The following is a 20,999-nucleotide window of genomic DNA, read 5'->3' on the forward strand; positions in this document are numbered from 1 at the left end:
ATTTTTTTATTAACCCAGGTTTTGGGGGGGGGGGGGCCAACCACACCCGGCGCGAAGCGCCGGGACAGGGAGGCCCCGAGCCGACCGCCAGCCGCACATGGACCCCGACTGCCGACCGCACCCGGGCCCGGCCGCCAGCTGCACCCGGGCCCCGGCCCCGCCAGCTGCACCCGGGGCCCGGCCGCCAGCTGCACCCGGGCCCCGGCCGCCAGCCGCACGCGGGCCCGACCGCCAAGCGCACCCGAGCCCCGCCCGCCAGGCGCATAGGACCCCCGGCCGGACGGGCGAAGGGCGGTCCCGTGGGGGCCCGGGTGAGGGGGCAGGGCAGGGCTTCGGGGCCCGGGGGTGGCCGCTCCCCGGGCCGGGAGGCCGGACCGCTTGCCCCCAGCCGTTACGCTGGACCCGTGGCAGTCGTCGATGTATCCGAAGAGCTCAAGTCCCTCTCCTCGACCATGGAGTCGATCGAGGCCGTCCTGGACCTCGACAAGTTGAGGGCAGACATCGCTGTGCTCGAGGAGCAGGCGGCCGCGCCGTCCCTGTGGGACGACCCGGAAGCGGCACAGAAGATCACCAGCAAGCTGAGCCACCTCCAGGCGGAGGTCCGCAAGGCCGAGGCGCTCCGTAACAGGATCGACGACCTCAGCGTGCTCTTCGAGATGGCCGAGGAGGAGGACGACCCGGACACCCGCGCCGAGGCCGAGACGGAGCTCACGGCCGTCAAGAAGGCGCTGGACGAGATGGAGGTCCGCACCCTCCTCTCCGGCGAGTACGACGCCCGCGAGGCGCTCGTCACCATCCGCGCGGAGGCCGGCGGCGTGGACGCCTCCGACTTCGCCGAGAAGCTCCAGCGCATGTACCTGCGCTGGGCCGAGCGTCACGGCTACAAGACGGAGCTCTACGAGACGTCGTACGCGGAAGAGGCCGGCATCAAGTCGACCACCTTCGCCGTCCAGGTCCCGTACGCCTACGGAACGCTCTCGGTCGAGCAGGGCACCCACCGCCTCGTCCGCATCTCGCCCTTCGACAACCAGGGCCGCCGCCAGACCTCCTTCGCCGGAGTCGAGATCCTCCCGGTCGTCGAGCAGACCGACCACATCGAGATCGACGAGTCCGAGCTGCGCATCGACGTCTACCGCTCGTCGGGCCCCGGCGGCCAGGGCGTCAACACGACCGACTCCGCGGTCCGCCTGACGCACCTGCCCACCGGCATCGTCGTCTCCTGCCAGAACGAACGCTCGCAGATCCAGAACAAGGCGAGCGCGATGAACGTCCTGCAGGCCAAGCTCCTCGAGCGCCGCCGCCAGGAGGAGCAGGCGAAGATGAACGCGCTCAAGGGGGACGGCGGCAACTCCTGGGGCAACCAGATGCGTTCGTACGTCCTGCACCCGTACCAAATGGTCAAGGACCTGCGTACGGAATGCGAAGTCGGCAACCCGGAGTCCGTGTTCAACGGCGAGATCGACGGTTTCCTCGAAGCGGGAATTCGCTGGCGCAAGCAGCAGGAGAAGTAAGCACCGCTTTATCGACAAGGCAACGTGAGGCAACTGCGGCCCAAGAGGCGGCAGTTGCCTTTTACGTCACAGTCGCATCTCCGTACGCCGGTCAACTGCTGCCATTTCAGACATCGCTCGCGCAACGACCTTGACGTTGCTGTGGAAACTGGAAAGGCTAGCGAGCGGCATGCGTATCTCTGGGGCGCGTGTGATCTGTGGGGGCGGATAGCGCGCTCCTGACGAACGCAGTCCCGGGCGCTGCCTCACTGACGATTCAGCTACTGGGGGTAGCAGCCAGATGACCAAGAAGACGCGGATCCGCGTGGCACGAATAGCTGCCGGTGCGGTGATCGCCGCCGGTGCTTCGCTGACCGCTGCCGGTGCCGCCTCGGCCCTTGACGTCGGCGTCGACCTCGGCGGTGCCAGCGCCAGCGCCAGCGCCGACGAGAACGGCATCGGCGTCGATGTCGGTATCGGCGACGACGATCCCACCGAGGACCCCACGGAGATCCCGGAGCCCACCGAGGAGCCGACGGAGCCGACCGAGGAGCCCACGGAGCCCACCGAGGAGCCGACCGAGCCCACCGAGGAGCCCACGGAGCCCACCGAGGACCCGACGGACCCGGGCACGCCCACCGACGACCCGGGTACGCCCACCGAGGGCCCGAGCGACCCCGGTAACGGCAACGGCACCGGCGGCGGCTCCGGCGGCAACGACAACGACCCCGACGGCGGCGCCAACCCCGTCGAGCAGGGCAAGGGCAAGGACAGCCTGACCGACACCGGGTCCGCCCCGGTCGAGCAGGGTGACAAGGCCGACAAGGGTGAGCTCGCCGAGACGGGTGCCACCGAGACCACGTTCCTGCTGATCGGTGCCGCGACGATGATCGCCGGTGGCATCGGCTTCCGCGTTCTGCCGCGCTTCGCCGGCAACCGCGGTGCCGCCGCCTGATAGGCGACAGACATGACAGAAGGGCCCGGAGCATCCAGCTCCGGGCCCTTCTGGTGTCCTGGCACGCGCCTTCGGCGCACTGAGAGCGGCGCGCTAAGCGGTCTGGTGCGCCAACAGGGTCACCGCCGCTATCAGCACGACGAGTACTCCTATCAGGGCCGCAGGGCTGAGACCGCCGAACGGTCCCTCCTGCTGCATGCGCTCGCGGCTCGCCCGGCATACGGGGCATCGGCCTTCGCTCACGGGCCCCGCGCAGTTCGCGCACACCAACCTGTCATGGGTCATGCGCTTCTCCTCCCGCACAGTTACAGCCTGCCCAACGCTAGGGGGAACCCAACCGTTCCCCCTACCACTGTGCCAGCTTCCACGAGTTTCGGCGCGGCCCGCCCGTCCTCGTCGGTTTCCGACTGTTACGTTCCGTGGTATATCCGCGACAATTCGCGCAACTCAAGACGCTGACTGCGCTCGCGTACCGGCTTCGCGTATGGTCACGCTCACCTACCCCCGGCGACCCGTGGTGCATCCGTGATCCGATTCGACAACGTCTCCAAGGCCTACCCCAAGCAGACCCGGCCCGCCCTCCGGGATGTCTCTCTGGAGATCGAGAAGGGCGAGTTCGTCTTCCTGGTGGGCTCCTCCGGCTCCGGAAAGTCCACCTTCCTGCGGCTGGTCCTGCGCGAGGAGCGCACCAGCCACGGCCAGGTGCACGTCCTCGGCAAGGACCTCGCGCGCCTCTCCAACTTCAAGGTGCCGCACATGCGGCGCCAGTTGGGCACCGTCTTCCAGGACTTCCGGCTCCTTCCGAACAAGACCGTCGGCGAGAACGTCGCCTTCGCGCAGGAAGTCATCGGCAAGTCCCGCGGCGAGATCCGCAAGTCCGTCCCCCAGGTCCTTGACCTCGTCGGTCTCGGCGGCAAGGAGGACCGGATGCCCGGCGAGCTCTCCGGTGGTGAGCAGCAGCGCGTGGCGATCGCGCGCGCGTTCGTCAACCGGCCGAAGCTCCTGATCGCCGACGAGCCGACCGGCAACCTCGACCCGCAGACTTCGGTCGGCATCATGAAGCTGCTCGACCGGATCAACCGGACCGGCACGACCGTCGTCATGGCGACCCACGACCAGCAGATCGTGGACCAGATGCGCAAGCGGGTCATCGAGCTGGAGAAGGGCCGTCTCGTCCGCGACCAGTCGCGCGGCGTCTACGGCTACCAGCACTGACGACTCGTACTGATCCACTGCACTGATCCACTGAAAGGGAGCCATGCGCGCCCAGTTCGTCCTGTCGGAGATCGGCGTCGGTCTCCGCCGTAATCTCACGATGACATTCGCGGTCATCGTCTCCGTGGCCCTCTCGCTCGCCCTGTTCGGCGGCTCGTTGCTCATGCGCGACCAGGTGAGCACGATGAAGGGCTTCTGGTACGACAAGGTCAACGTCTCGATCTTCCTCTGCAACAAGGCCGACGCGGAGCAGGACCCCAAGTGCGCCAAGGGCGCGGTCACGAACGAGCAGAAGGAACAGGTCAAGGTCGACCTGAAGAAGATGCCCGTCGTGGACAAGGTCGAGTACGAATCGGCCGACGAGGCGTACAAGCACTACAAGGAGCAGTTCGGCGACTCCCCGCTGTCCAGCTCCCTCACACCGGACCAGATGCAGGAGTCGTACCGCATCAAGCTGAAGGACCCGGAGAAGTACCAGGTGGTCGCGACCGCCTTCTCCGGGCGTGACGGCGTGCAGTCCGTGCAGGACCAGAAGGGCATTCTGGAGAACCTCTTCGGGCTCCTGAACGGCATGAACTGGGCGGCGCTCGCGGTGATGGCGCTGATGCTCGTCGTCGCGCTGATGCTGATCGTCAACACGGTGCGTGTCTCCGCGTTCAGCCGCAGACGTGAAACCGGCATCATGCGGCTCGTCGGCGCTTCCAGCTTCTACATCCAGATGCCGTTCATCATGGAGGCCGCCGTCGCCGGTCTCATCGGCGGCGGTGTCGCCTGCGGGATGCTCCTCGTGGGCCGGTACTTCATCATCGACCACGGCCTCGCGCTCTCCGAGAAGCTGAATCTGATCAACTTCATCGGGTGGGACGCGGTCCTGGCCAAGCTGCCGCTGGTGCTCGCCATCAGTCTGCTGATGCCCGCGCTCGCCGCGTTCTTCGCGTTGCGCAAGTACCTCAAGGTGTGACAAGACCCGCCTGTTCATCGGGGCGCTGTACGGTTCAACCGACCGTACGGCGCCCTTCGTTGTCCTAGACTCACCGGCATGTCAGGCCCCGACCGGTTCTGCGACCGGCTCTCCAGGCCCCGCCGTATCCGCCGCGGGGCGACCCTGACATTGGTCTTCGCGAGTGTGCTCGCGACCGGTGCGGCCACCGGCTCCTGGAGCGAGGAGGCCGGCGGAGGCCGGAAGTCGCCCGCTCCCTCCACCCGTTCCGTCGTCGCGTCCGGTGACACGGCCGACGAAGCGGCCGATGCCGCCGCTGAGGCGATGGCCGACGGCAAGTCCGGCAAGAAGGCCGCGGAGGAAGCCGTCAGCCGCAGCGGCGACCGCTGGGGGTCGGTGTACTCCCCGGGGGAGTACCAGGAGTTCGAGCAGGCCCTCGACGGCGCGTACACCGGCGTCGGCCTCTGGGCCAGGCGCGCGGCCGACGGGCGCATCGAGGTGTCCCGTGTCCAGCGCGACGGCCCCGCCGAACAGGCGGGCATCCGCGAGGGCGACCGGCTACGGAGCATCGACGGCAAGCGCGTCGCGGGACGCCCCGTCACCGAGGTCGTGTCCCTGCTGCGAGGGGCCCGCGCGGGCACCCCGGTCGAGCTCGGCCTGGAGCGGGGCACGCGCGCGTGGAGCGAGACCCTGCGCAGGGCCCGCCTCTCCACGGACTCCGTCACCGTCACGCAGCTCGCGGGCGGCGCCGTCATGATCAAGGTCGAGTCCTTCACCAAGGGCGCGGGCGAGCGCGTGCGCTCCGCGGTGCGTGACGCCCCCAAGGGCGTCGGCATCCTGCTCGACCTGCGCGGCAACTCCGGAGGCCTGGTGTCGGAGGCGGTCACGGCGGCCTCCGGGCTCGTCGACGGCGGCCTGGTGGCGACGTACGACGTACGCGGCCGGCAGAAGGCCCTGCACGCCGAGCGGGGCGGCGACACCACCAGACCGGTGGTCGCGCTGGTCGACGGCGGCACGATGAGCGCGGCCGAGCTGCTCACCGGCGCCCTTCAGGACCGCGGTCGCGCGGTCGTGGTGGGCTCGCGGACCTTCGGCAAGGGGTCGGTCCAGATGCCGAGCCGGCTGCCCGACGGTTCGGTGGCCGAGCTGACGGTCGGGCACTACCGCACGCCTTCGGGCCGGGCGGTCGACGGCCGGGGCATCACACCGGACCTGGAGGCCGAGGACAGCGCCGAGACGCGGGCCGAGACAGTATTGACTGGCCTCGGACCCCCCTCGTAGTGCGAAAATGGCCGGACTATGGCCAAGGAAAAGGTAAAGCGCAAGGCAGCGAAGGCCGCAGAGAAGGCCCCCGCCCGCAAGATGATCGCGCAGAACAAGAAGGCGCGGCACGACTACCACATCATCGACACCTACGAGTGCGGCCTCGTCCTGATGGGCACCGAGGTCAAGTCGCTGCGGATGGGCAGGGCGTCCCTCGTGGACGGCTTCGTGCACATCGACGGCGGCGAGGCATGGCTGCACAACATCCACGTCCCGGAGTACGTGCAGGGCACCTGGACCAACCACTCCGCCACGCGGAAGCGCAAGCTCCTGCTGCACCGGGCGGAGATCGACAAGCTGGAGGCCAAGTCGCAGGAGGCCGGGCACACGATCGTGCCGCTGGCCCTGTACTTCGTGGACAGCCGGGTCAAGGTCGAGATCGCGCTCGCCAAGGGCAAGAAGGAGTACGACAAGCGCCAGACCCTCAAGGAGAAGCAGGACCTGCGGGAGACGAACCGCGCGGTCGCCGAGGTCAAGAAGCGGCAGCGCAGCGCCTAGCCGGGCGGTTCGTGCGGGTCCTGGCGGGTCCCGCGGGAATTGGCTGGCCCCGTCGGGCGTTGGTCACGTACGATGGGCACTGCCCCGCACAGCCGGGGCGCGCATTGATAAAAAAACATGGGGATGATCGGTTTCGACAGCGGATGTCGAAGCAGGGGAAGCGAGCCGAGGAAGCGACAATGATCTCGTAAACCACCTGTCGCAACCAATAATCGCCAATTCCAAGAGCGATTCCCAGTCCTTCGCCCTCGCTGCTTAATTAGCAGTGAGTGAAGGACCCATAATGGGTGTCAGCCCGGGAGTGTTCCCGACCCGGTTCCTGGCATAATTTAGGGAACTAAACCATCGAGCCCGGTCACGGGGTTCGATGGGAAATCAAACAGTGACTGGGCCCGTCGGAGACTTGTTCGCGAGATCACCGGGGCCGAGAAAATCGTAGCGAACTGCGCTCGGAGAAGCCCTTCTTTTGCACCGTTGGACGCGGGTTCGATTCCCGCCATCTCCACAATTCCCATGTGAGGTTAAAGCCCTCTGGCCACTGGTCAGGGGGCTTTTTCCGTGTGCGGGGACGCGCCGGACGACCAGGCACATCCTCTGGGCATGTGACTCGTTACTGCATGCGAGTGCAGGTTCCCGAACGGCCGGGCGGCACGGAAGTCCGGCCGAGTACGCAAGTGCAGGAGGCAGTCGCTTGGATGCCACCGTCACTCTCTTAGGTGCCCTTCTTGCCAGCCTCGGTGTTCTGGGTGCGGCAGTGGCCGCCTATCTCGGCAAGCGCGGCGAGAACGCGCTCACCGGCTATTCCAGCCTGACGGAGAAGCTCCAGACGGAGCGGGACCGGCTGGAGCGCCAGGTCGCCGAACGTGACGTGAAACTCGCCGAGTTAAACGCTCTGCACGTCCATGACCAGAGCGAGATCGCCCGGCTGCTCAACGACAACCACCGGCTCGGAGGCACTCCGTGATCCAGCTCGAGCGTCTCCTGGCCCGTCGTTGGCGCACCGTGTTCCTCGTCTGCGTCCTTGTCGCGCTCTGCGGTGTCGCCGCCCTCCTCTGGGCCCGTATCGACGCCGGCGACCGCCGCGCCGACCGGCTCGCCGCCGAGGCGGACCGGCGGGGCGAGGCCGTGTCCACCCTGGCCCGGGACGTACGGACCCTGCGCGCGCAGGTCCGCTCCCACGGCGACACCCCTGCCGCGCCCGACCCCTCCGAGGCCGTCGACGACCTGCTGTCCCGGGTGCGGGTGCCCGCCGGGGAGCCCGGTTCGCCCGGCGCCACCGGATCGCGGGGCGAGGACGGCAAGCAGGGCGCGAACGGGACGCCCGGCGCCGGAGGGCGCAAGGGGGACGCGGGCGACGCGGGAGAGCCCGGGAAACCGGGAGCGTCCGGGGAGCCAGGACCGCCCGGAGCCGCGGGCTCGGACGGATCGGACGGCGCCAACGGCGAGCAGGGCCCGGACGGACCGGCCGGGGCGGCGGGGCCGCCGGGCGCCGACGGCTCCCGTGGGACCGACGGCGCGGGCGGCGCATCGGGCCCCGAAGGCCCCGCGGGACCTGCCGGTCCGCGTGGCGAGCGGGGGCCCAGGGGGGAGGCGGGCGCCGCAGGGCCCCACTGCCCCGAGGGCTACAGCCTCCAGCAGCCCTCGGGCGACCCGGACGCCCTGGTCTGCCGCCGGGTCGGCGTGACCCCCACCGACCCCGCACCGGCCCTCCTGCTCCTCGCCGCGCTGCCGCCCCGGTGCCGCCGCACACCCGAAGCGGCGGACTGACGCGGCGGACCGACCCCGCACCGCGCCCCCGGCGGCTCGCATGTCCCGAACCGGCGGCCCACATGTCCGGAGTGGGGTCTGTCGCGGGGCGCCGGAGTCGGGGATGCTCCTGGGTCATGAGTAGACCCGTGAGACGCGTCAACGCCCGTATGCGCCACTGGATCTGGCCCGCCGTGCTCGGCGTCGCGGCGGCCACCCTCTCCGTCAGCTCGCCGGCCGGGGCGGACTCCGACCGCAGCGGCCTGCCCGAAGCCATCGACACCATCCTCGGCGACCCCCGGATGGAGGGCGGCGCGGCGAGCGTCGTCGTCGCCGACGCCGCGTCCGGTGACGTGCTCTACCAGCACCTGCCCAGCGGGCGCCTGATGCCGGCCTCCAACACCAAGCTCCTCACGTCGACGGCGGCCATGGAGCAGCTCGGCCCCGACCACCGCTTCACCACCGACGTCCTGGCCGACGGCAAGCAGAAGGGCCACGTCCTCTCCGGCGACCTCTATCTGCGCGGCACCGGCGACCCGACGACGCTCGCCAAGGACTACGACGAGCTCGCGGCCAAGATCGCCGACTCGGGCGTACGGAAGGTCTCGGGGCGCCTGGTCGCGGACGACACCCGGTTCGACGACAAGCGCATCGGCGACACCTGGGCGGGGGACGACGAATTCGCGTACTACGCCGCCCAGATCTCCGCGCTGAGCGTCGCCCCGGACACCGACTACGACACCGGGACGGTCATCGTCGAGGCCACGCCGGGCGCCAAGGCCGGAGACAGGCCGAAGGTCACGGTGACCCCGAAGACGGACTACGTGGACGTCGACAACAGCGCCAGGACCGTCGCCGCGGGCGGTCAGGACACGCTCACCATCGAGCGCGAGCACGGCACCAACACGATCACGGTCACCGGCACCGTTCCGGTGGGGGGTTCCGCCACCAAGGAGTGGATCACCGTCTGGGAGCCGACCGGGTACGCGGCGGCGATCTTCCGGGACGCGCTCAAGGCGCACGGGGTGCGCGTGAGCGGGCCCACCAAGGCCGGGCTCGCCACCCCCAAGGGCGCGCGGCAGCTAGCTTCGCACGACTCCATGCCGTTGAAGGAGCTGATGATCCCCTTCATGAAGCTCTCCAACAACATGCACGCGGAGAACCTCACGAAGGCGATGGGCCACAAGGCGACGGGACGGCCGGGAAGCTGGACGGACGGTCTCGCGGCGATCAGCGCCTACTTGAAGACGGCCGGTGTCGACCCCGGCAAGGTGCGCCAGGTCGACGGCTCCGGACTCTCGCGCAAGGACAACGCCCCCGCCGACCAGCTGATCAAGCTGCTGCTCTCGGCGAAGGGCGAGCCCTGGTACGCCGACTGGTACAAGTCGCTTCCGGTGGCCTGCGACCCGGACAAGTTCGTCGGCGGCACGCTGCGCACGCGCATGTGCGGGACTCCGGCGGCCCTCAACGTACGGGCGAAGACGGGGTCGTTGACCGGGGCGTCCGCCCTTTCCGGGTACGTGAAGGACGCGGGCGGGCGTGAGCTGGTGTTCAGCATCATCCTGAACAACTACATGCCCTCTTCGGTGAAGGCCCTGGAGGACGCGATCGTCGTGACGCTCGCCAAGTCGACCGAGGACGAGGCCGTCCTGGTCAAGCCGCGTTCGCAGCGCGGGGCCGAGCCGGGCGGGGACCTGGAGTGCTCGTGGCGCAAGCCCGCGCGATGCTGAGCAGCAGGGCGCAGCACGCGGCGGTGACCGGGACCGCGTAGCCCTGGGCGGCGCCGAGGTGCTCCACCACCCAGCCGCCGCCCGCGGCTCCGCACGCGATGCCCCCGAGCAGGCCGGTGACGGCGAGGGTCATGCCCTCGTTCAGCCGGCCCTCGGGGGTGCGCTGCTGGACCAGGGTCATGCCGGTGACCATCGTCGGGGCCGTCGCCATACCGGCGACAAGGAGAGCCCCGGCGAGCACAAGGAGTGAGCCGGTGAGCGTGGCGGCCAGGAGCGGCAGGGTCATCAGGGCCGCCATCGCAGTGACGCACAGGACGTGGCGCCGGTGCGGGGGACCGCTCGGCTTGAGCGTCCCGTAGAGGAGGCCCGCCGCGCAGGAGCCCGCTGCCTGGAGGGCGAGGATCGCGCCCGCAGCCGCCTTGTGCCCCTGGGTGTCGGCGTAGGCGATCGTCACGACCTCCATCGAGCCGAACACGGCGCCGGTGGCGAGGAAGGCGGCGAGCAGGGTGGGCATCCCGCGAGCGTGGAGGGGGGATCTCTCCTTCGTGGTCGCAGGTCCCCGGGGCGGGGGTTCCGTGGAGCGCTGGGCGGCGAAGACCAGGACGCCGGTCAGGAGCAGCACGACCCCGATGAGGGTGCCCGCCTCCGGGAAGAACGCCCCGCACAGGAAGGCCGCGAGGACGGGGCCGAGCATGAAGCACAGCTCGTCCGCGGCCTGCTCGAAGGAGTTGGCGGTGTGCGCGGCCCGCTCGTCGCCCTTCAGGAGGTGGGCCCAGCGGGCGCGGGACATGCCGCCGGTGTTGGGGGTCGTGGCCGTCGCGGCGTACGAGGCGAACAGGGTCCAGTCGGGCGCTCCGTAGCGCACGCACAGGAGCAGCGAGAGCGAGCCGAGCGCGGCGATCGCGGTGGCGGGGACGGCGATCCGCGCCTGGCCGTGCCGGTCCACGAGGCGTGCCGTCCAGGGCGCCACGACGGCGGTCGCGGCGAGGCCCGTCGCGGTGACGGCGCCGGCGAGCGCGTACGACCCGCGCGCCCCGGAGATCATGATGACGGCGCTCACGCTGAACATGCCCATGGGCAGGCGGGCGATGAGGTTGCCGACGGTGAAGGCGGTGGCTCCGGGTATCCGGAAGAGGCGGGCGTAGGGATTGCGGGGGTGGGGGCGGAGGCTGGAGCGGGGCGCGTGGGGTTCGGCGGGCGGCATGGGATCACCCTCACCGGGGCGGTGGTGCGGGGTCCAACACCTTGTGGGGCCCGACTCACGCACTTTCGTTGTAAGTTCCCGGGGATGACAGCAGAACCCCCGATGCCCCGCGATCTGGAACCGCGCCTCCTGCGCGCCTTCGTGGCCGTCTGCGAGGAGCTGCACTTCACGCGGGCCGCCGCCAGGCTCTACGTCGCCCAGCAGGCGCTGAGCCGTGATGTGCGCCGCCTGGAGCGGGAGTTGGGCACCGAGCTGTTCGTGCGCACGACGCGGCGGGTCACGCCGACCGCCGAGGGGGAGCGGCTGCTGCCCTACGCGCGGCGGGTCCTGGAGGCGCAGGACGACCTGACGGCCGCCTTCGCGCGGGGCGCCGGCTCCGGCGGTGCGGCACGACCGCTGCTCGTGGACCTGAACAGCCCGGGGCTCATCTGCGGGCGCGTCCTGGAGCGGGCACGCGAACTCGCCCCGGAGTGCGAGCTGATGGCCCGTTTCGAGAGCGGTCTCACCGGGGCCGCCGCCGAGATCGTCGCCGGGCGGCTCGACGTCTCCTTCGGGCGGTACGGGGGGCTCGAACCGGCGCTGCGGTCGCGCCTCGCCCAGCAGCCCGTGCGGTACGAACCGATGGCGGTGCTGCTGCCCCTGGGCCACCCCCTGGCCGAGCTCGACGCGGTGCCGCTCGACGCGCTCGCGGGGGAGAGCGTGTACGCGGGGGCGGGAAACCCCCGGACGCTGGAGTGGACCGACCTCGCGCGTCGCCTTTTCGAGGGACGGGGGATCGACGTCGCGGCGCCCGCGCCCCTGGCGGTGGGACCCGAGGAGTTCGGGCGGATCATGGCCAAGAACCGTAACCCCGTCCTCACCGCGGTGGACTTTCCGGCCATGCCCGCATCGGTCCTGCGGCCCTTGATCGACCCCGTGCCCCTGTCACCTGTGTCATTGGTGTGGAGAAAGGGCCTCGTGCACCCCGGTCTCGACGCCCTGCGCGCGGCGGCGGCCGAGCTGTCCGCCGCCGAAGGGTGGCTCCGCAGGCCCGCAGACGGGTGGGTTCCGGCCACGGATGCACTCATCATGATGAGCCTGGATTGAAGGATTAGTACGACTGTCACCGCCGTGCGCTACATTCATGGTCCGGGCGCAGTGTGATAGGGGGGCGCTCGGACCGGGTGGGGGCCCGGTCCGACGGCAAGTCTGCCCGGAGTCGTGCGCGCCCGAGTCAGGTTATGTGGGGGGTTGTGCGTACGCATGGAGAATTGGCGAGAAGATGCCCTACCGGAACACACCCATGATCCGAACGAGGTCACCGTTCAGATCGACGGGGTGGGGCGACAGCTGGCGGATCTGGCCGCCGAGAGCGACCAAGACGCGCCTGACGGGCCGGTTTTCGTCGACGAGACGGGCCGCCGCAGCCGTAGGTACCGCCTGATAGGCGTCCTCGTCGGCATAGCCTGCGCCGTGTACGCGGTGATCATCGTCGGCACCCTGCTCTCGGGCAACTCCAGCGCGCCCTGGCTGCCGATCGACCCCAAGGACGAGAAGCCGGCGAGCAAGGTGGACACACCGAACAGACCTGCCGACTCCCTCGACCCCTCGGCCTCTCCCGGCACGACCCCCTCACCCGGTGCCTCCGAGAGCGGCGCCACCGCTCCCGGGACCGGTGACGACGGCAAGGACACCCCCGCCGAGCCGGACGACGGCAAGGACAAGCCGGGCGCCACGCCCGCCCCCGATCCCACGGGCGGCGGCAATCCCGACCCCGGCACCACGGACGGCGGCGGCGACCCGGACCCGACCGACGACCCCACCAAGCCCGACCCGGACCCGGATCCGACCGACGACCCCACCACGCCCGACCCGGACCCGTCGACCGAGCCCACGGGCGGCGCGGGCGCGGGCGGTGGCGAAGTCCCCGCGGTGCAGCCCGCCGCCGACACACACTCCCCGCAGCGCGCCCAGGCGGTCAGCTACATGTCCCCGCACAGCGCTGGCCAGCAGCCCTCGGAGGGCGCACAGCGATGAACACCCGCACCAACAGGGGCCGGTCAGCCGGCCCCCGGAACAGTCACGCCCAGCCCCGGAACAGCCACGCCCAACCCCGGGGCGGCAGCGGCCGGGGCGGTGGCGGCCGGCGCCGCGCGCAGCCGGCCCGCGGCACCAAGCGGCGCAGGATCCCCCTGCGCTACCTCATGCCCCTGCTCCTCCTGGTCGCCCTGATGGCGATGCTCATGCTGCGCGGTTACACGCACAGCGAGATCCTCGCCGACCACCGGATCCAACCGCCCGCGGGCACCGGCAAGGTCCCGGAGAAGGTCCTCGAAGGCGGCCCGGTCATCGACACCCGCGGCGGCCACGAGGACACGCTGAGCGTCCCGCGCCACCGGCTCGTGCTGACCTTCGACGACGGCCCGGACCCGGAGTGGACCCCCAAGGTCCTCGACGTACTGAAGAAGCACCACGCGCACGGCGTCTTCTTCGTCACCGGCACGATGGCCTCCCGCTACCCCGACCTGGTCGAGCGCATGGTGGACGAGGGCCACGAGGTGGGCCTGCACACGTTCAACCACCCCGACCTCTCCTTCCAGTCCGAGAGCCGCATCGACTGGGAGCTTTCGCAGAACCAGCTCGCCCTCGCGGGCGCCGCGGGCATCCGTACCTCCCTCTTCCGCCCGCCGTACTCCTCGTTCTCCGACGCCATGGACAACAAGTCCTGGCCGGTCACGAAGTACATAGGCAGCCGCGGGTACCTCACCGTCGTCAACAACACCGACAGCGAGGACTGGAAGCGCCCAGGCGTCGCCGAGATCATCCGCCGGGCGACCCCCAAGAACGGCAACGGCGCCGTCGTCCTGATGCACGACTCCGGAGGCGACCGCTCGCAGACCGTCGCCGCGCTCGACACCTTCCTGCCCGACCTCCAGGACAAGGGCTACCGCTTCACGAACCTCACCGAGGCCCTGGACTCGCCCAGCGCGCACGCGCCGGTCACCGGCATCGACCTCTGGAAGGGCAAGGCCTGGGTCTTCCTGGTCGGGGCATCGGAGAAGATCACCGGCGTACTCGTCGTCGCCCTCGCCGCGATCGGCGCCCTGGTGCTGCTCCGCTTCGGCCTGATGCTGCTGCTCTCCGCGGTGCACGCGCGCAAGGTGCGCAAGAAGGGCTTCCGCTGGGGCCCGGACATCACCGAGCCGGTATCGGTCCTCGTCCCGGCCTACAACGAAGCCAAGTGCATCGAGGCCACGGTCCGTTCGCTCATGACGAGCGACCACCCCATCGAGATCATCGTCATCGACGACGGCTCGTCGGACGGCACCGCGCTGATCGTCGAGGGGCTCCGCCTGCCGAACGTACGCGTCGTACGCCAGCAGAACGCGGGCAAGCCCGCCGCGCTCAACCGCGGCATAGCCAACGCCCGTTTCGACCTCATCGTGATGATGGACGGCGACACGGTCTTCGAGCAGTCCACCGTGCGCGAGCTGGTGCAGCCGTTCGGCGACCCGCGCGTGGGCGCCGTCGCGGGCAACGCGAAGGTGGGCAACAGGGACTCGCTGATCGGCGCCTGGCAGCACATCGAGTACGTGATGGGCTTCAACCTCGACCGCCGGATGTACGACATGCTCGGCTGCATGCCGACCATCCCCGGCGCCGTCGGGGCCTTCCGGCGCTCGGCCCTGGAGCGGGTCGGCGGCATGAGCGACGACACGCTCGCCGAGGACACCGACATCACGATGGCGATGCACCGGGACGGCTGGCGGGTCGTGTACGCCGAGAAGGCGCGCGCGTGGACCGAGGCGCCGGAGACGGTGCAGCAGCTGTGGTCGCAGCGCTACCGCTGGTCGTACGGCACGATGCAGGCGATCTGGAAGCACCGCCGCTCGGTGATCGAGTCCGGTCCTTCGGGCCGCTTCGGCCGGGTCGGCATGCCGCTGGTGTCGCTCTTCATGGTCCTCGCGCCGCTGCTGGCCCCCCTGATCGACGTGTTCCTGCTCTACGGCCTGGTCTTCGGCCCCACCCAGAAGACGGTCGTCGCGTGGCTCGGCGTGCTCGCCGTCCAGGCGGTCTGCGCGGCGTACGCCTTCCGGCTCGACCGCGAGCGCATGACCCATCTGATCTCGCTGCCACTCCAGCAGATCCTCTACCGGCAGCTGATGTACGTCGTGCTGCTGCAGTCCTGGATCACCGCCCTGACCGGAGGCCGCCTGCGCTGGCAGAAGCTCCGGCGCACGGGCGTCCTTGGAACTCCGCCCTCGATTCCGCAGCAGCGGACGGGCAGCCCTGACCGGAGGCCCGTCGCATGACCCATCCCACGCAGCCACTGCCGCAGGTTCCTTACGCTCAGGCGTTCCCGGGCCCGGGGGTGCCCGCTCCCGCTGCCCCGGCGGCTCCTGTCGCTCCGGCCGCTCCGGCCGCTCCGGCCGCTCCTGTCGTGCCCAAGAAGCCGGGCCGCGACCGCTACTTCGACGTACTGCGCTCGCTCGCCCTGGTCCGTGTCGTCATCTACCACCTGTTCGGCTGGGCCTGGCTGACGATCCTGTTCCCGTCCATGGGCGTGATGTTCGCCCTCGCGGGCGCGCTGATGGCGCGCTCCCTCAAGCGTCCCGCGTGGGGCGTGATCCGAGGCCGGATACGCCGACTGCTGCCTCCCATGTGGGCGTTCAGCGCGGTGGCGCTCTTCCTCCTCTTCTACGGAGGCTGGAACGTCAGCAAGGACCCGGACCACGGGGGCACGTGGGGCCTGGTCAGCATGGTCAACTACGTCTTCCCGATCGGCGCCCCGCCCTTCCCCTGGCACATCGGGGACAAGGCGGGCCTCCTGGAGGACACCTGGCCGGCGCAGGCCGCGGGCCCGCTCTGGTACATCCGCGCGTACCTGTGGTTCGTCATCGCGTCGCCCCTGCTCCTGTGGGCGTTCCGCCGGGTCCCGTGGGCGACGCTGTTCGCGCCGCTCGCCCTGACGGGGCTGCTCGCCACGGAGATCGTCAAGATCCCCGGCGAGACGGGCAACGCGGTCTCGGACTTCGCGGTGTACGGCAGCTGCTGGGTCCTGGGCTTCGCCCACCAGGAGGGCGTACTGGCCCGCGTCCCCCGCTACCTGGCCGTATCGCTCTCGGCCCTGATCATGGCCTTCGGCCTGTGGTGGGCCTCGGGCCACCTGGGCCCCGACGGCTGGGACCTGAACGACATCCCCCTGGCCCAGGCGGCGTGGTCCTTCGGTTTCGTGGTCATCCTGTTCCAGTACTCCCCGTCCTGGCAGGAGCTGCCGGGCCGCCTGAAGCGCTGGGACAAGCTCATCACCCTCTCCAACAACCGAGCGGTGACGATCTACCTCTGGCACAACCTGCTGATCATGGCCACGGTGCCGATCATCGACATGGCGTACGACCTGCCGTTCATGGAGAACGAGCGCTGGAGCTCGGCCCTCGACTCCACGTACATGCTGTGGATGACGGTCCTGGTCTGGCCGTTGATAGGCCTGATGATCGCTTCCGTGGGCTGGCTGGAGGACATCGCCGCCAAGCGCAGCCCGAGGCTGTGGCCGAACGGCGCGAAGACCAGGCGCTCCGTGGCGCCTTCGCGGGGCGGCTCGCACCGGGGCTGAGGCCTGAGCCGCTCGGCTCTTGGTGCGGTTCGGTTCCTCAGTACCCGGCGGTGAAGCGGGTGCGGTGGTGCTTGGGGCGCTCGGCCTCGTCGATCAGCGCCACTGCCAGGTCCTCCATGGAGATCGCGGAGACCCCCTCGGCGTCGACGATCAACTCGTCGGCGCCGAGCCGGTAGGTGCCGGTGCGCACGCCCGGTTCGAGCAGGGCGGACGGGCTCAGATACGTCCAGTCGACGTCGGTGTCCGCGGTCCGGACGGCGTCGTACTGGCCGTTGGAGGCGAGGGCGATGTGCCGCCAGGCGGTGGGCACAAAGGCGGGGTCATCAATGGCGAGGACACCTGCCCTGCCCGGCACGGTCAGACTCCCGGCCCCACCGACGATCATCAGCCGTACGTCGCCTCCGGCGCGGGCGAGGCCGTCCAGCAACGCCAGGCTGACGGCGGCGTGATCGGCCTCGCGGCCGGGGGCGGGTCTGGTGGCGTTCACCACGAGATCCTGCCCGGCGCTCAACTCGGCCACGTGCTCGGGGACTCCGGCGTCACCGGCGCGGTGCGTGACGGAGGGGTGCAGCTCGCCGAAGCGGGCGGGGTCGCGGACGACGGCGGTGACTTCGTGGCCGCGGGTGAGGGCTTCGGTGACGACACGGCTGCCGACGTTTCCGGCTGCTCCGAAGACGGTGATGCGCATGGCGGTTGCTCCTTGGGGTGCGGACTCTGGTTTGGGTGGGGGTTGATTCAGGCGGGCTTGCGGGCGGTGCGGCGGCCCTGCCCGACGAAGACGCTCGCCAGGACGAGGATCAGCCCGCCCACCTGCCAGGGGGTGAGGGTCTGCCCCAGGAGGAGCAGTCCGGCGAGGGTGGCGACGACGGGGTTGGTCAGCCCGAGGAACGACACGGACGATGCGGGGAGCCGCTCGATGCCGCGGAACCACAGGGCGTAGGCGATGGCGGTGCCGATGATGCCGAGGTAGGCGTATCCGGCGAGGTTGGCGCCGGTGAAGTGGTCGGGGAGCCCTTCGAAGCCGAGGGCGATCGGCGCCAGCACCAGGCCACCGGCGGTGAGTTGCCACCCGGTGAGGGCGAGCAGGGAGACACCTTCGGGCCGCCCCCAGCGCTTGCTGAGCACGACGGCGAGGGCCATCAGGGTGGTGGCGGTCAGCATGGCGACGATGCCGGCGGGGTCGACGGAGGCGCTGCCGCGCAGCACGAGCAGCCCGACACCGACGACGCCGACGAGCCCGGCGACCAACGTACGACGGGTGGGCCGCACCTTCAGCACACCGACCCCGAAGCCGGCGACGAGGAGCGGCATGACGGCGCTGACGGTGGAGGCGACGCCGCCGGGCAGGTGGTAGGCCCCGAAGAAGAGCAGAGGGAAGAACGCCCCGAAGTTGAGCAGCCCGAGAACCGCCGCCTTCCACCACCAGTCCCCGCTGGGCAGCCGCCGGGTGAGGGCGAGCAGGATGAGCCCGGCGGGCAGCGCACGCAGGGCCGCGGCGAGCAAGGGGCGGTCCGGGGGCAGGAGTTCGGTGGTCGTGACGTAGGTGGTGCCCCAGGTGGCAGGCCCGATGGCGGCGAGGCCCGCGGCGACGAGGGCGCGGTTGCGCGGTGCGGGGCGGTGCGGGGTGCGGGCGGCGCCGGCGGTGCTTGGGGTCGTTGCTTTCGGGCTGCTGATGGACGTGGACATGGACGTGGACATGGTGTGCTCCCCCTCGGTTTCCCCTGAACGCTGTTATTCTCAACGTTGAGATAAATATGAACCCTGGGTCCGCGAACGTCAAGTATCTGAACATTGAGATATTCGGCTGGGGGAGGGCGGGCCCCCGAGTGAGGAGTGCGGCAATGGCTGACCCAGAGGCTGTCGACGACGCGATCGACGAGCTGCGTGCCCAATGGCACCGCGAGCGCCCGGACATGGACGCGGCGGGCCTGGACGCGATGGCCCTGGTGGGCCGCATCAAACGGGCGGATCACCTGCTGAGCAAGGGTATGAAGCCGATTTTCGCCGAACACGGCCTGGAGTTCCCGGAGTTCGACGTACTCGCCACGCTGCGGAGGGTGGGAGCCCCGCACGAACTGACGGCGGGCGGCCTCCTGAAGTCCGCGATGGTGACATCAGGCGCCATCACCAACCGCCTCGACAAACTGGAACGCAAGGGCTTGATCGAACGCCACCCGGACCCGTCCGACCGCCGCGCGATCAAGGTCCGCCTGACGGAGGCGGGCCTGGAGCTGGTCGACAGGGCGGTGGTGGATCACGTGGCGAACGAAGAACGGATGGTGGGGTCCTTGTCGGCGGAGGACCGCCGGGCGCTGGACGGGGCGTTGCGGAGGTTGTTGGTTTCGTTGGGGGATACGCATCTGGGGTGAACTCGGCTGCCGACCTGTCGCCAAGGGTCCCGCGACTTCACGGATTCAAAGGGCGAAGAGGCGCCGGGCCCCGTACCTGTTGGTGAGTCTGACGCTGCGCTAAGCGATCAAAATGCGCCAAGGGTAGCGCGGCGCGGATGCTATGCCCGCCTATGTCCTGCTGGGCGTGAACCTCGACGTGACGTCGCGCTTCCCTCCTGGATAGCTTGGTTCACTCCAGAGAATCCCTCGTCCCATCAGGAGCTGACCGTGACTCGCCGACCCGCCCTGCTAGCAGCGACCGCCCTCACTGCTGCCGCAGTCCTCTCGCTCTCTGCTTGCGGAGGGGGCGACGGCGACTCCAAGGGGAGCGACAAGATCGCGGGTGCCGAGTCTGGTGAGAAGAGAGAGTCGCCATCTCCGACAGCGTCTGCCGACGGCATCGAGCGTCCGAAGATCAAGCTGCCGAAGGACGTAAAGAACGTCTTCGATGGCGGCAAGACCGGTGACGCGAAGAAGGACGCGATCCTCGCGGACAACGAGCGGCGGATCAGTTCGCTGACAGAGGCTGCCACTGTCGATGCGAAGGAGCATCCGGCGCTGAAGTTCTATTCGTCCGGTGATGCCCTGCTGTCGGCGGCGGACTACGCCCAGGGGTTCTATAAGAAGGGCAAGACCTTCGTCGGGACCACCCGGTATTACGACCGCGAGGTTACGTTCCTCAAGGATGGCGCTGCCGCGGTGACGTACTGCAAGGACACCACCAAGACCTATCCCAAGAACCGTAAGACAGGCAAGGTCGACAGGTCGGTACCGGCATCCGAGCAGGACTACTCCTTCTACAACACCCGGCTGGAGAAGAACGAAGACGGCATCTGGCAGACGACAACGGTGTTGACCACGACGAAGGCGAAGCGGTGCATGCCGTGAACCAGCGCAGGCTGAATCGTCGGTACGTTCCCCTTCTCGCTTTGGCCGTTGCCCTGGTGCCGAGTACCGCCTACGCCGGCGGTGGCGACGGAGCGGAACCAGGTGCTCCGCAGGTCAAGGGTGGACGTCAGGATCAAAACCTCACCGTCGAGACGAAGATTCAGACGACTGTCAACGGTGCTCAGGAAACGGCCAAGACGGGCACGCTCACACCTGCCAACAGCAACTGGGACCCACCGGCTTGCTGGTACGAGCCCGCCTACTCTCCCAAGCAGATCCAGGCCACGGTCAAAGCGATCCGGCAGATGAAGGTGTTCGGGGTCGGCGACCTCGTGGGCGGGGTGTTCGACTCGTACTTCAAGGAAGGGCGCCCCTACAAGAACTACAACCTAGACAAGCAGGGTGAGGGTCAGTTCTGGGCGGCGGCCATCAACGAGAAGCGCAAGGATGACCCTGAGGCCAACTCTTGCAAGAGGATGCCCTTCTGGGTGCCCACGGGTGACACCCCCAAGGAACCGCTGGCGGTTTCGCCCAAGATCCTTGCCGAGTACGCCTACGACGAACTGCCCGTACCCGGAACCGAGATCAAGATGGCACCCGACGGAGAGACGAAGGTCAACCTCCCGACCTGGGCCTGGCTGGACACGGCGAAGTTCAAGAAGGTCTCCGTCACTGCGGGCATCCCGGGCTCGGGGCTTTCCGCGACCACGACCGCGGAGCCTGTTTCCCTGTCCATCGATCCAGGTACAGAGAATGCCGAAACCTACCCCGCCTCTGGGGAATGTCCCATCGAGGACGGCAAGATCGGCGTGCCCCGCGCAAAGGGGACTCCCGCTGACACGTCGCCGCCGTGCGGAGTGAAGTATCTGCGGTCCTCAGGCGACGGCTCGTACAACCTCCAGGCGACCCTCACCTGGAAGATCAGCTGGACCAGCACCACCGGCGAAGGCGGTGACCTCCCTGACGGTGAGTTCGGTGCGGATCAGCAAGTGACAGTGGAGGAGATCCAATCCATCAACCGGTGAGC

At 69.5% G+C, this 20,999-nt stretch carries 20 protein-coding genes and 1 other RNA gene; 17 read left to right on the forward strand and 4 right to left on the reverse strand.

Going from position 1 to position 20,999, the window contains the following annotated elements:
- Nucleotides 1-404 precede the first annotated feature (404 nt).
- Nucleotides 405-1,511: a peptide chain release factor 2 gene (prfB, locus tag ACFUPX_RS37435; protein ID WP_383332957.1), complete on the forward strand. Its 1,107-nt coding sequence runs from the start codon at nucleotides 405-407 to the stop codon at nucleotides 1,509-1,511.
- A 280-nt stretch (nucleotides 1,512-1,791) separates the two neighbouring features.
- Nucleotides 1,792-2,445, forward strand: a complete 654-nt coding sequence (locus ACFUPX_RS37440) for an LPXTG cell wall anchor domain-containing protein (protein WP_383332959.1) — start codon at nucleotides 1,792-1,794, stop codon at nucleotides 2,443-2,445.
- Nucleotides 2,446-2,538: 93 nt separating this feature from the next.
- On the opposite strand, the gene ACFUPX_RS37445 is transcribed toward ACFUPX_RS37440, so the two are convergent.
- Entirely contained in the window at nucleotides 2,539-2,730 is a 192-nt protein-coding gene (locus tag ACFUPX_RS37445; protein ID WP_383332961.1) for a hypothetical protein, read from the reverse strand.
- Nucleotides 2,731-2,970: 240 nt separating this feature from the next.
- Here ACFUPX_RS37445 and ftsE point away from each other — a divergent pair, with 240 nt between their 5' ends.
- The 8 genes from ftsE to dacB all read left to right on the forward strand — a co-directional run bounded on the left by ftsE (nucleotide 2,971) and on the right by dacB (nucleotide 9,897).
- On the forward strand, nucleotides 2,971-3,660 hold the full coding sequence (gene ftsE, locus ACFUPX_RS37450) for a cell division ATP-binding protein FtsE (protein ID WP_030788113.1): 690 nt from the start codon (nucleotides 2,971-2,973) through the stop codon (nucleotides 3,658-3,660).
- A 43-nt stretch (nucleotides 3,661-3,703) separates the two neighbouring features.
- The gene (ftsX, locus tag ACFUPX_RS37455) at nucleotides 3,704-4,621 is read left to right on the forward strand and encodes a permease-like cell division protein FtsX (RefSeq protein ID WP_383332964.1); all 918 of its coding nucleotides are present in this window, start codon (nucleotides 3,704-3,706) and stop codon (nucleotides 4,619-4,621) included.
- Between the two features lie 78 nt (nucleotides 4,622-4,699).
- Nucleotides 4,700-5,881 (forward strand): S41 family peptidase, encoded by a 1,182-nt coding sequence (locus tag ACFUPX_RS37460; RefSeq protein WP_383332966.1) that lies wholly within the window; start codon nucleotides 4,700-4,702, stop codon nucleotides 5,879-5,881.
- A gap of 18 nt (nucleotides 5,882-5,899) precedes the next feature.
- The gene (smpB, locus tag ACFUPX_RS37465) at nucleotides 5,900-6,421 is read left to right on the forward strand and encodes an SsrA-binding protein SmpB (RefSeq protein WP_383332968.1); all 522 of its coding nucleotides are present in this window, start codon (nucleotides 5,900-5,902) and stop codon (nucleotides 6,419-6,421) included.
- A gap of 119 nt (nucleotides 6,422-6,540) precedes the next feature.
- Nucleotides 6,541-6,929: a transfer-messenger RNA gene (ssrA, locus tag ACFUPX_RS37470) on the forward strand.
- A 183-nt stretch (nucleotides 6,930-7,112) separates the two neighbouring features.
- Nucleotides 7,113-7,385: a hypothetical protein gene (locus tag ACFUPX_RS37475; RefSeq protein WP_383332970.1), complete on the forward strand. Its 273-nt coding sequence runs from the start codon at nucleotides 7,113-7,115 to the stop codon at nucleotides 7,383-7,385.
- Entirely contained in the window at nucleotides 7,382-8,188 is an 807-nt protein-coding gene (locus ACFUPX_RS37480) for a collagen-like protein (RefSeq protein WP_383332972.1), read from the forward strand. Before ACFUPX_RS37475 ends, ACFUPX_RS37480 begins: the two co-directional genes overlap by 4 nt.
- A 116-nt stretch (nucleotides 8,189-8,304) precedes the next feature.
- Nucleotides 8,305-9,897 (forward strand): D-alanyl-D-alanine carboxypeptidase/D-alanyl-D-alanine-endopeptidase, encoded by a 1,593-nt coding sequence (gene dacB, locus ACFUPX_RS37485; RefSeq protein WP_383332974.1) that lies wholly within the window; start codon nucleotides 8,305-8,307, stop codon nucleotides 9,895-9,897.
- Here dacB and ACFUPX_RS37490 read toward each other — a convergent pair.
- Nucleotides 9,821-11,101: an MFS transporter gene (locus ACFUPX_RS37490; protein ID WP_383332976.1), complete on the reverse strand. Its 1,281-nt coding sequence runs from the start codon at nucleotides 11,099-11,101 to the stop codon at nucleotides 9,821-9,823. The two genes, dacB and ACFUPX_RS37490, sit on opposite strands and share 77 nt — an antisense overlap.
- An 84-nt stretch (nucleotides 11,102-11,185) precedes the next feature.
- Here ACFUPX_RS37490 and ACFUPX_RS37495 point away from each other — a divergent pair, with 84 nt between their 5' ends.
- From ACFUPX_RS37495 to ACFUPX_RS37510, 4 genes are all read left to right on the forward strand, one after another.
- Nucleotides 11,186-12,187, forward strand: coding sequence for a LysR family transcriptional regulator (locus ACFUPX_RS37495; protein WP_383332978.1), 1,002 nt, complete (start codon nucleotides 11,186-11,188; stop codon nucleotides 12,185-12,187).
- A 231-nt stretch (nucleotides 12,188-12,418) separates the two neighbouring features.
- Nucleotides 12,419-13,117: a hypothetical protein gene (locus ACFUPX_RS37500; RefSeq protein ID WP_383332980.1), complete on the forward strand. Its 699-nt coding sequence runs from the start codon at nucleotides 12,419-12,421 to the stop codon at nucleotides 13,115-13,117.
- 167 nt (nucleotides 13,118-13,284) lie between these two features.
- Nucleotides 13,285-15,393 (forward strand): glycosyltransferase, encoded by a 2,109-nt coding sequence (locus ACFUPX_RS37505; RefSeq protein ID WP_383333028.1) that lies wholly within the window; start codon nucleotides 13,285-13,287, stop codon nucleotides 15,391-15,393.
- The gene (locus ACFUPX_RS37510) at nucleotides 15,390-16,694 is read left to right on the forward strand and encodes an acyltransferase (protein ID WP_383332982.1); all 1,305 of its coding nucleotides are present in this window, start codon (nucleotides 15,390-15,392) and stop codon (nucleotides 16,692-16,694) included. The genes ACFUPX_RS37505 and ACFUPX_RS37510 overlap by 4 nt, the downstream gene beginning before the upstream one ends.
- 37 nt (nucleotides 16,695-16,731) lie before the next feature.
- Here the strand turns inward: ACFUPX_RS37510 and ACFUPX_RS37515 are convergent, their stop codons facing one another.
- Together ACFUPX_RS37515 and ACFUPX_RS37520 are read right to left on the reverse strand one after the other, a co-directional pair.
- Nucleotides 16,732-17,382, reverse strand: coding sequence for an NAD(P)-dependent oxidoreductase (locus ACFUPX_RS37515; protein ID WP_383332984.1), 651 nt, complete (start codon nucleotides 17,380-17,382; stop codon nucleotides 16,732-16,734).
- Between the two features lie 47 nt (nucleotides 17,383-17,429).
- The gene (locus ACFUPX_RS37520) at nucleotides 17,430-18,392 is read right to left on the reverse strand and encodes an EamA family transporter (RefSeq protein WP_383332986.1); all 963 of its coding nucleotides are present in this window, start codon (nucleotides 18,390-18,392) and stop codon (nucleotides 17,430-17,432) included.
- A 143-nt stretch (nucleotides 18,393-18,535) separates the two neighbouring features.
- Between ACFUPX_RS37520 and ACFUPX_RS37525 the strand changes: the two genes are divergently transcribed.
- The 3 genes from ACFUPX_RS37525 to ACFUPX_RS37535 all read left to right on the forward strand — a co-directional run bounded on the left by ACFUPX_RS37525 (nucleotide 18,536) and on the right by ACFUPX_RS37535 (nucleotide 20,997).
- Nucleotides 18,536-19,063, forward strand: a complete 528-nt coding sequence (locus tag ACFUPX_RS37525; protein WP_383332988.1) for a MarR family winged helix-turn-helix transcriptional regulator — start codon at nucleotides 18,536-18,538, stop codon at nucleotides 19,061-19,063.
- A gap of 249 nt (nucleotides 19,064-19,312) precedes the next feature.
- Nucleotides 19,313-19,972, forward strand: a complete 660-nt coding sequence (locus ACFUPX_RS37530; protein ID WP_383332990.1) for a hypothetical protein — start codon at nucleotides 19,313-19,315, stop codon at nucleotides 19,970-19,972.
- Complete coding sequence (locus tag ACFUPX_RS37535) at nucleotides 19,969-20,997, forward strand: hypothetical protein (RefSeq protein ID WP_383332992.1); 1,029 nt, start codon at nucleotides 19,969-19,971, stop codon at nucleotides 20,995-20,997. Before ACFUPX_RS37530 ends, ACFUPX_RS37535 begins: the two co-directional genes overlap by 4 nt.
- Nucleotides 20,998-20,999 lie beyond the last annotated feature (2 nt).

It is taken from the genome of Streptomyces sp. NPDC057302 (assembly GCF_042667685.1).
Classification (GTDB): domain Bacteria; phylum Actinomycetota; class Actinomycetes; order Streptomycetales; family Streptomycetaceae; genus Streptomyces.

Coding starts and splice junctions, on each gene's coding strand:
- ACFUPX_RS37440 (WP_383332959.1), top strand. CDS start 1,792: ATGACCAAGAAGACGCGGATCCGCGTGGCACGAATAGCTGCCGGTGCG.
- ACFUPX_RS37445 (WP_383332961.1), bottom strand. CDS start 2,730: ATGACCCATGACAGGTTGGTGTGCGCGAACTGCGCGGGGCCCGTGAGC.
- ftsX (WP_383332964.1), top strand. CDS start 3,704: ATGCGCGCCCAGTTCGTCCTGTCGGAGATCGGCGTCGGTCTCCGCCGT.
- ACFUPX_RS37460 (WP_383332966.1), top strand. CDS start 4,700: ATGTCAGGCCCCGACCGGTTCTGCGACCGGCTCTCCAGGCCCCGCCGT.
- smpB (WP_383332968.1), top strand. CDS start 5,900: ATGGCCAAGGAAAAGGTAAAGCGCAAGGCAGCGAAGGCCGCAGAGAAG.
- dacB (WP_383332974.1), top strand. CDS start 8,305: ATGAGTAGACCCGTGAGACGCGTCAACGCCCGTATGCGCCACTGGATC.
- ACFUPX_RS37490 (WP_383332976.1), bottom strand. CDS start 11,101: ATGCCGCCCGCCGAACCCCACGCGCCCCGCTCCAGCCTCCGCCCCCAC.
- ACFUPX_RS37495 (WP_383332978.1), top strand. CDS start 11,186: ATGACAGCAGAACCCCCGATGCCCCGCGATCTGGAACCGCGCCTCCTG.
- ACFUPX_RS37505 (WP_383333028.1), top strand. CDS start 13,285: ATGCCCCTGCTCCTCCTGGTCGCCCTGATGGCGATGCTCATGCTGCGC.
- ACFUPX_RS37510 (WP_383332982.1), top strand. CDS start 15,390: ATGACCCATCCCACGCAGCCACTGCCGCAGGTTCCTTACGCTCAGGCG.
- ACFUPX_RS37515 (WP_383332984.1), bottom strand. CDS start 17,382: ATGCGCATCACCGTCTTCGGAGCAGCCGGAAACGTCGGCAGCCGTGTC.
- ACFUPX_RS37520 (WP_383332986.1), bottom strand. CDS start 18,392: ATGTCCACGTCCATGTCCACGTCCATCAGCAGCCCGAAAGCAACGACC.
- ACFUPX_RS37525 (WP_383332988.1), top strand. CDS start 18,536: ATGGCTGACCCAGAGGCTGTCGACGACGCGATCGACGAGCTGCGTGCC.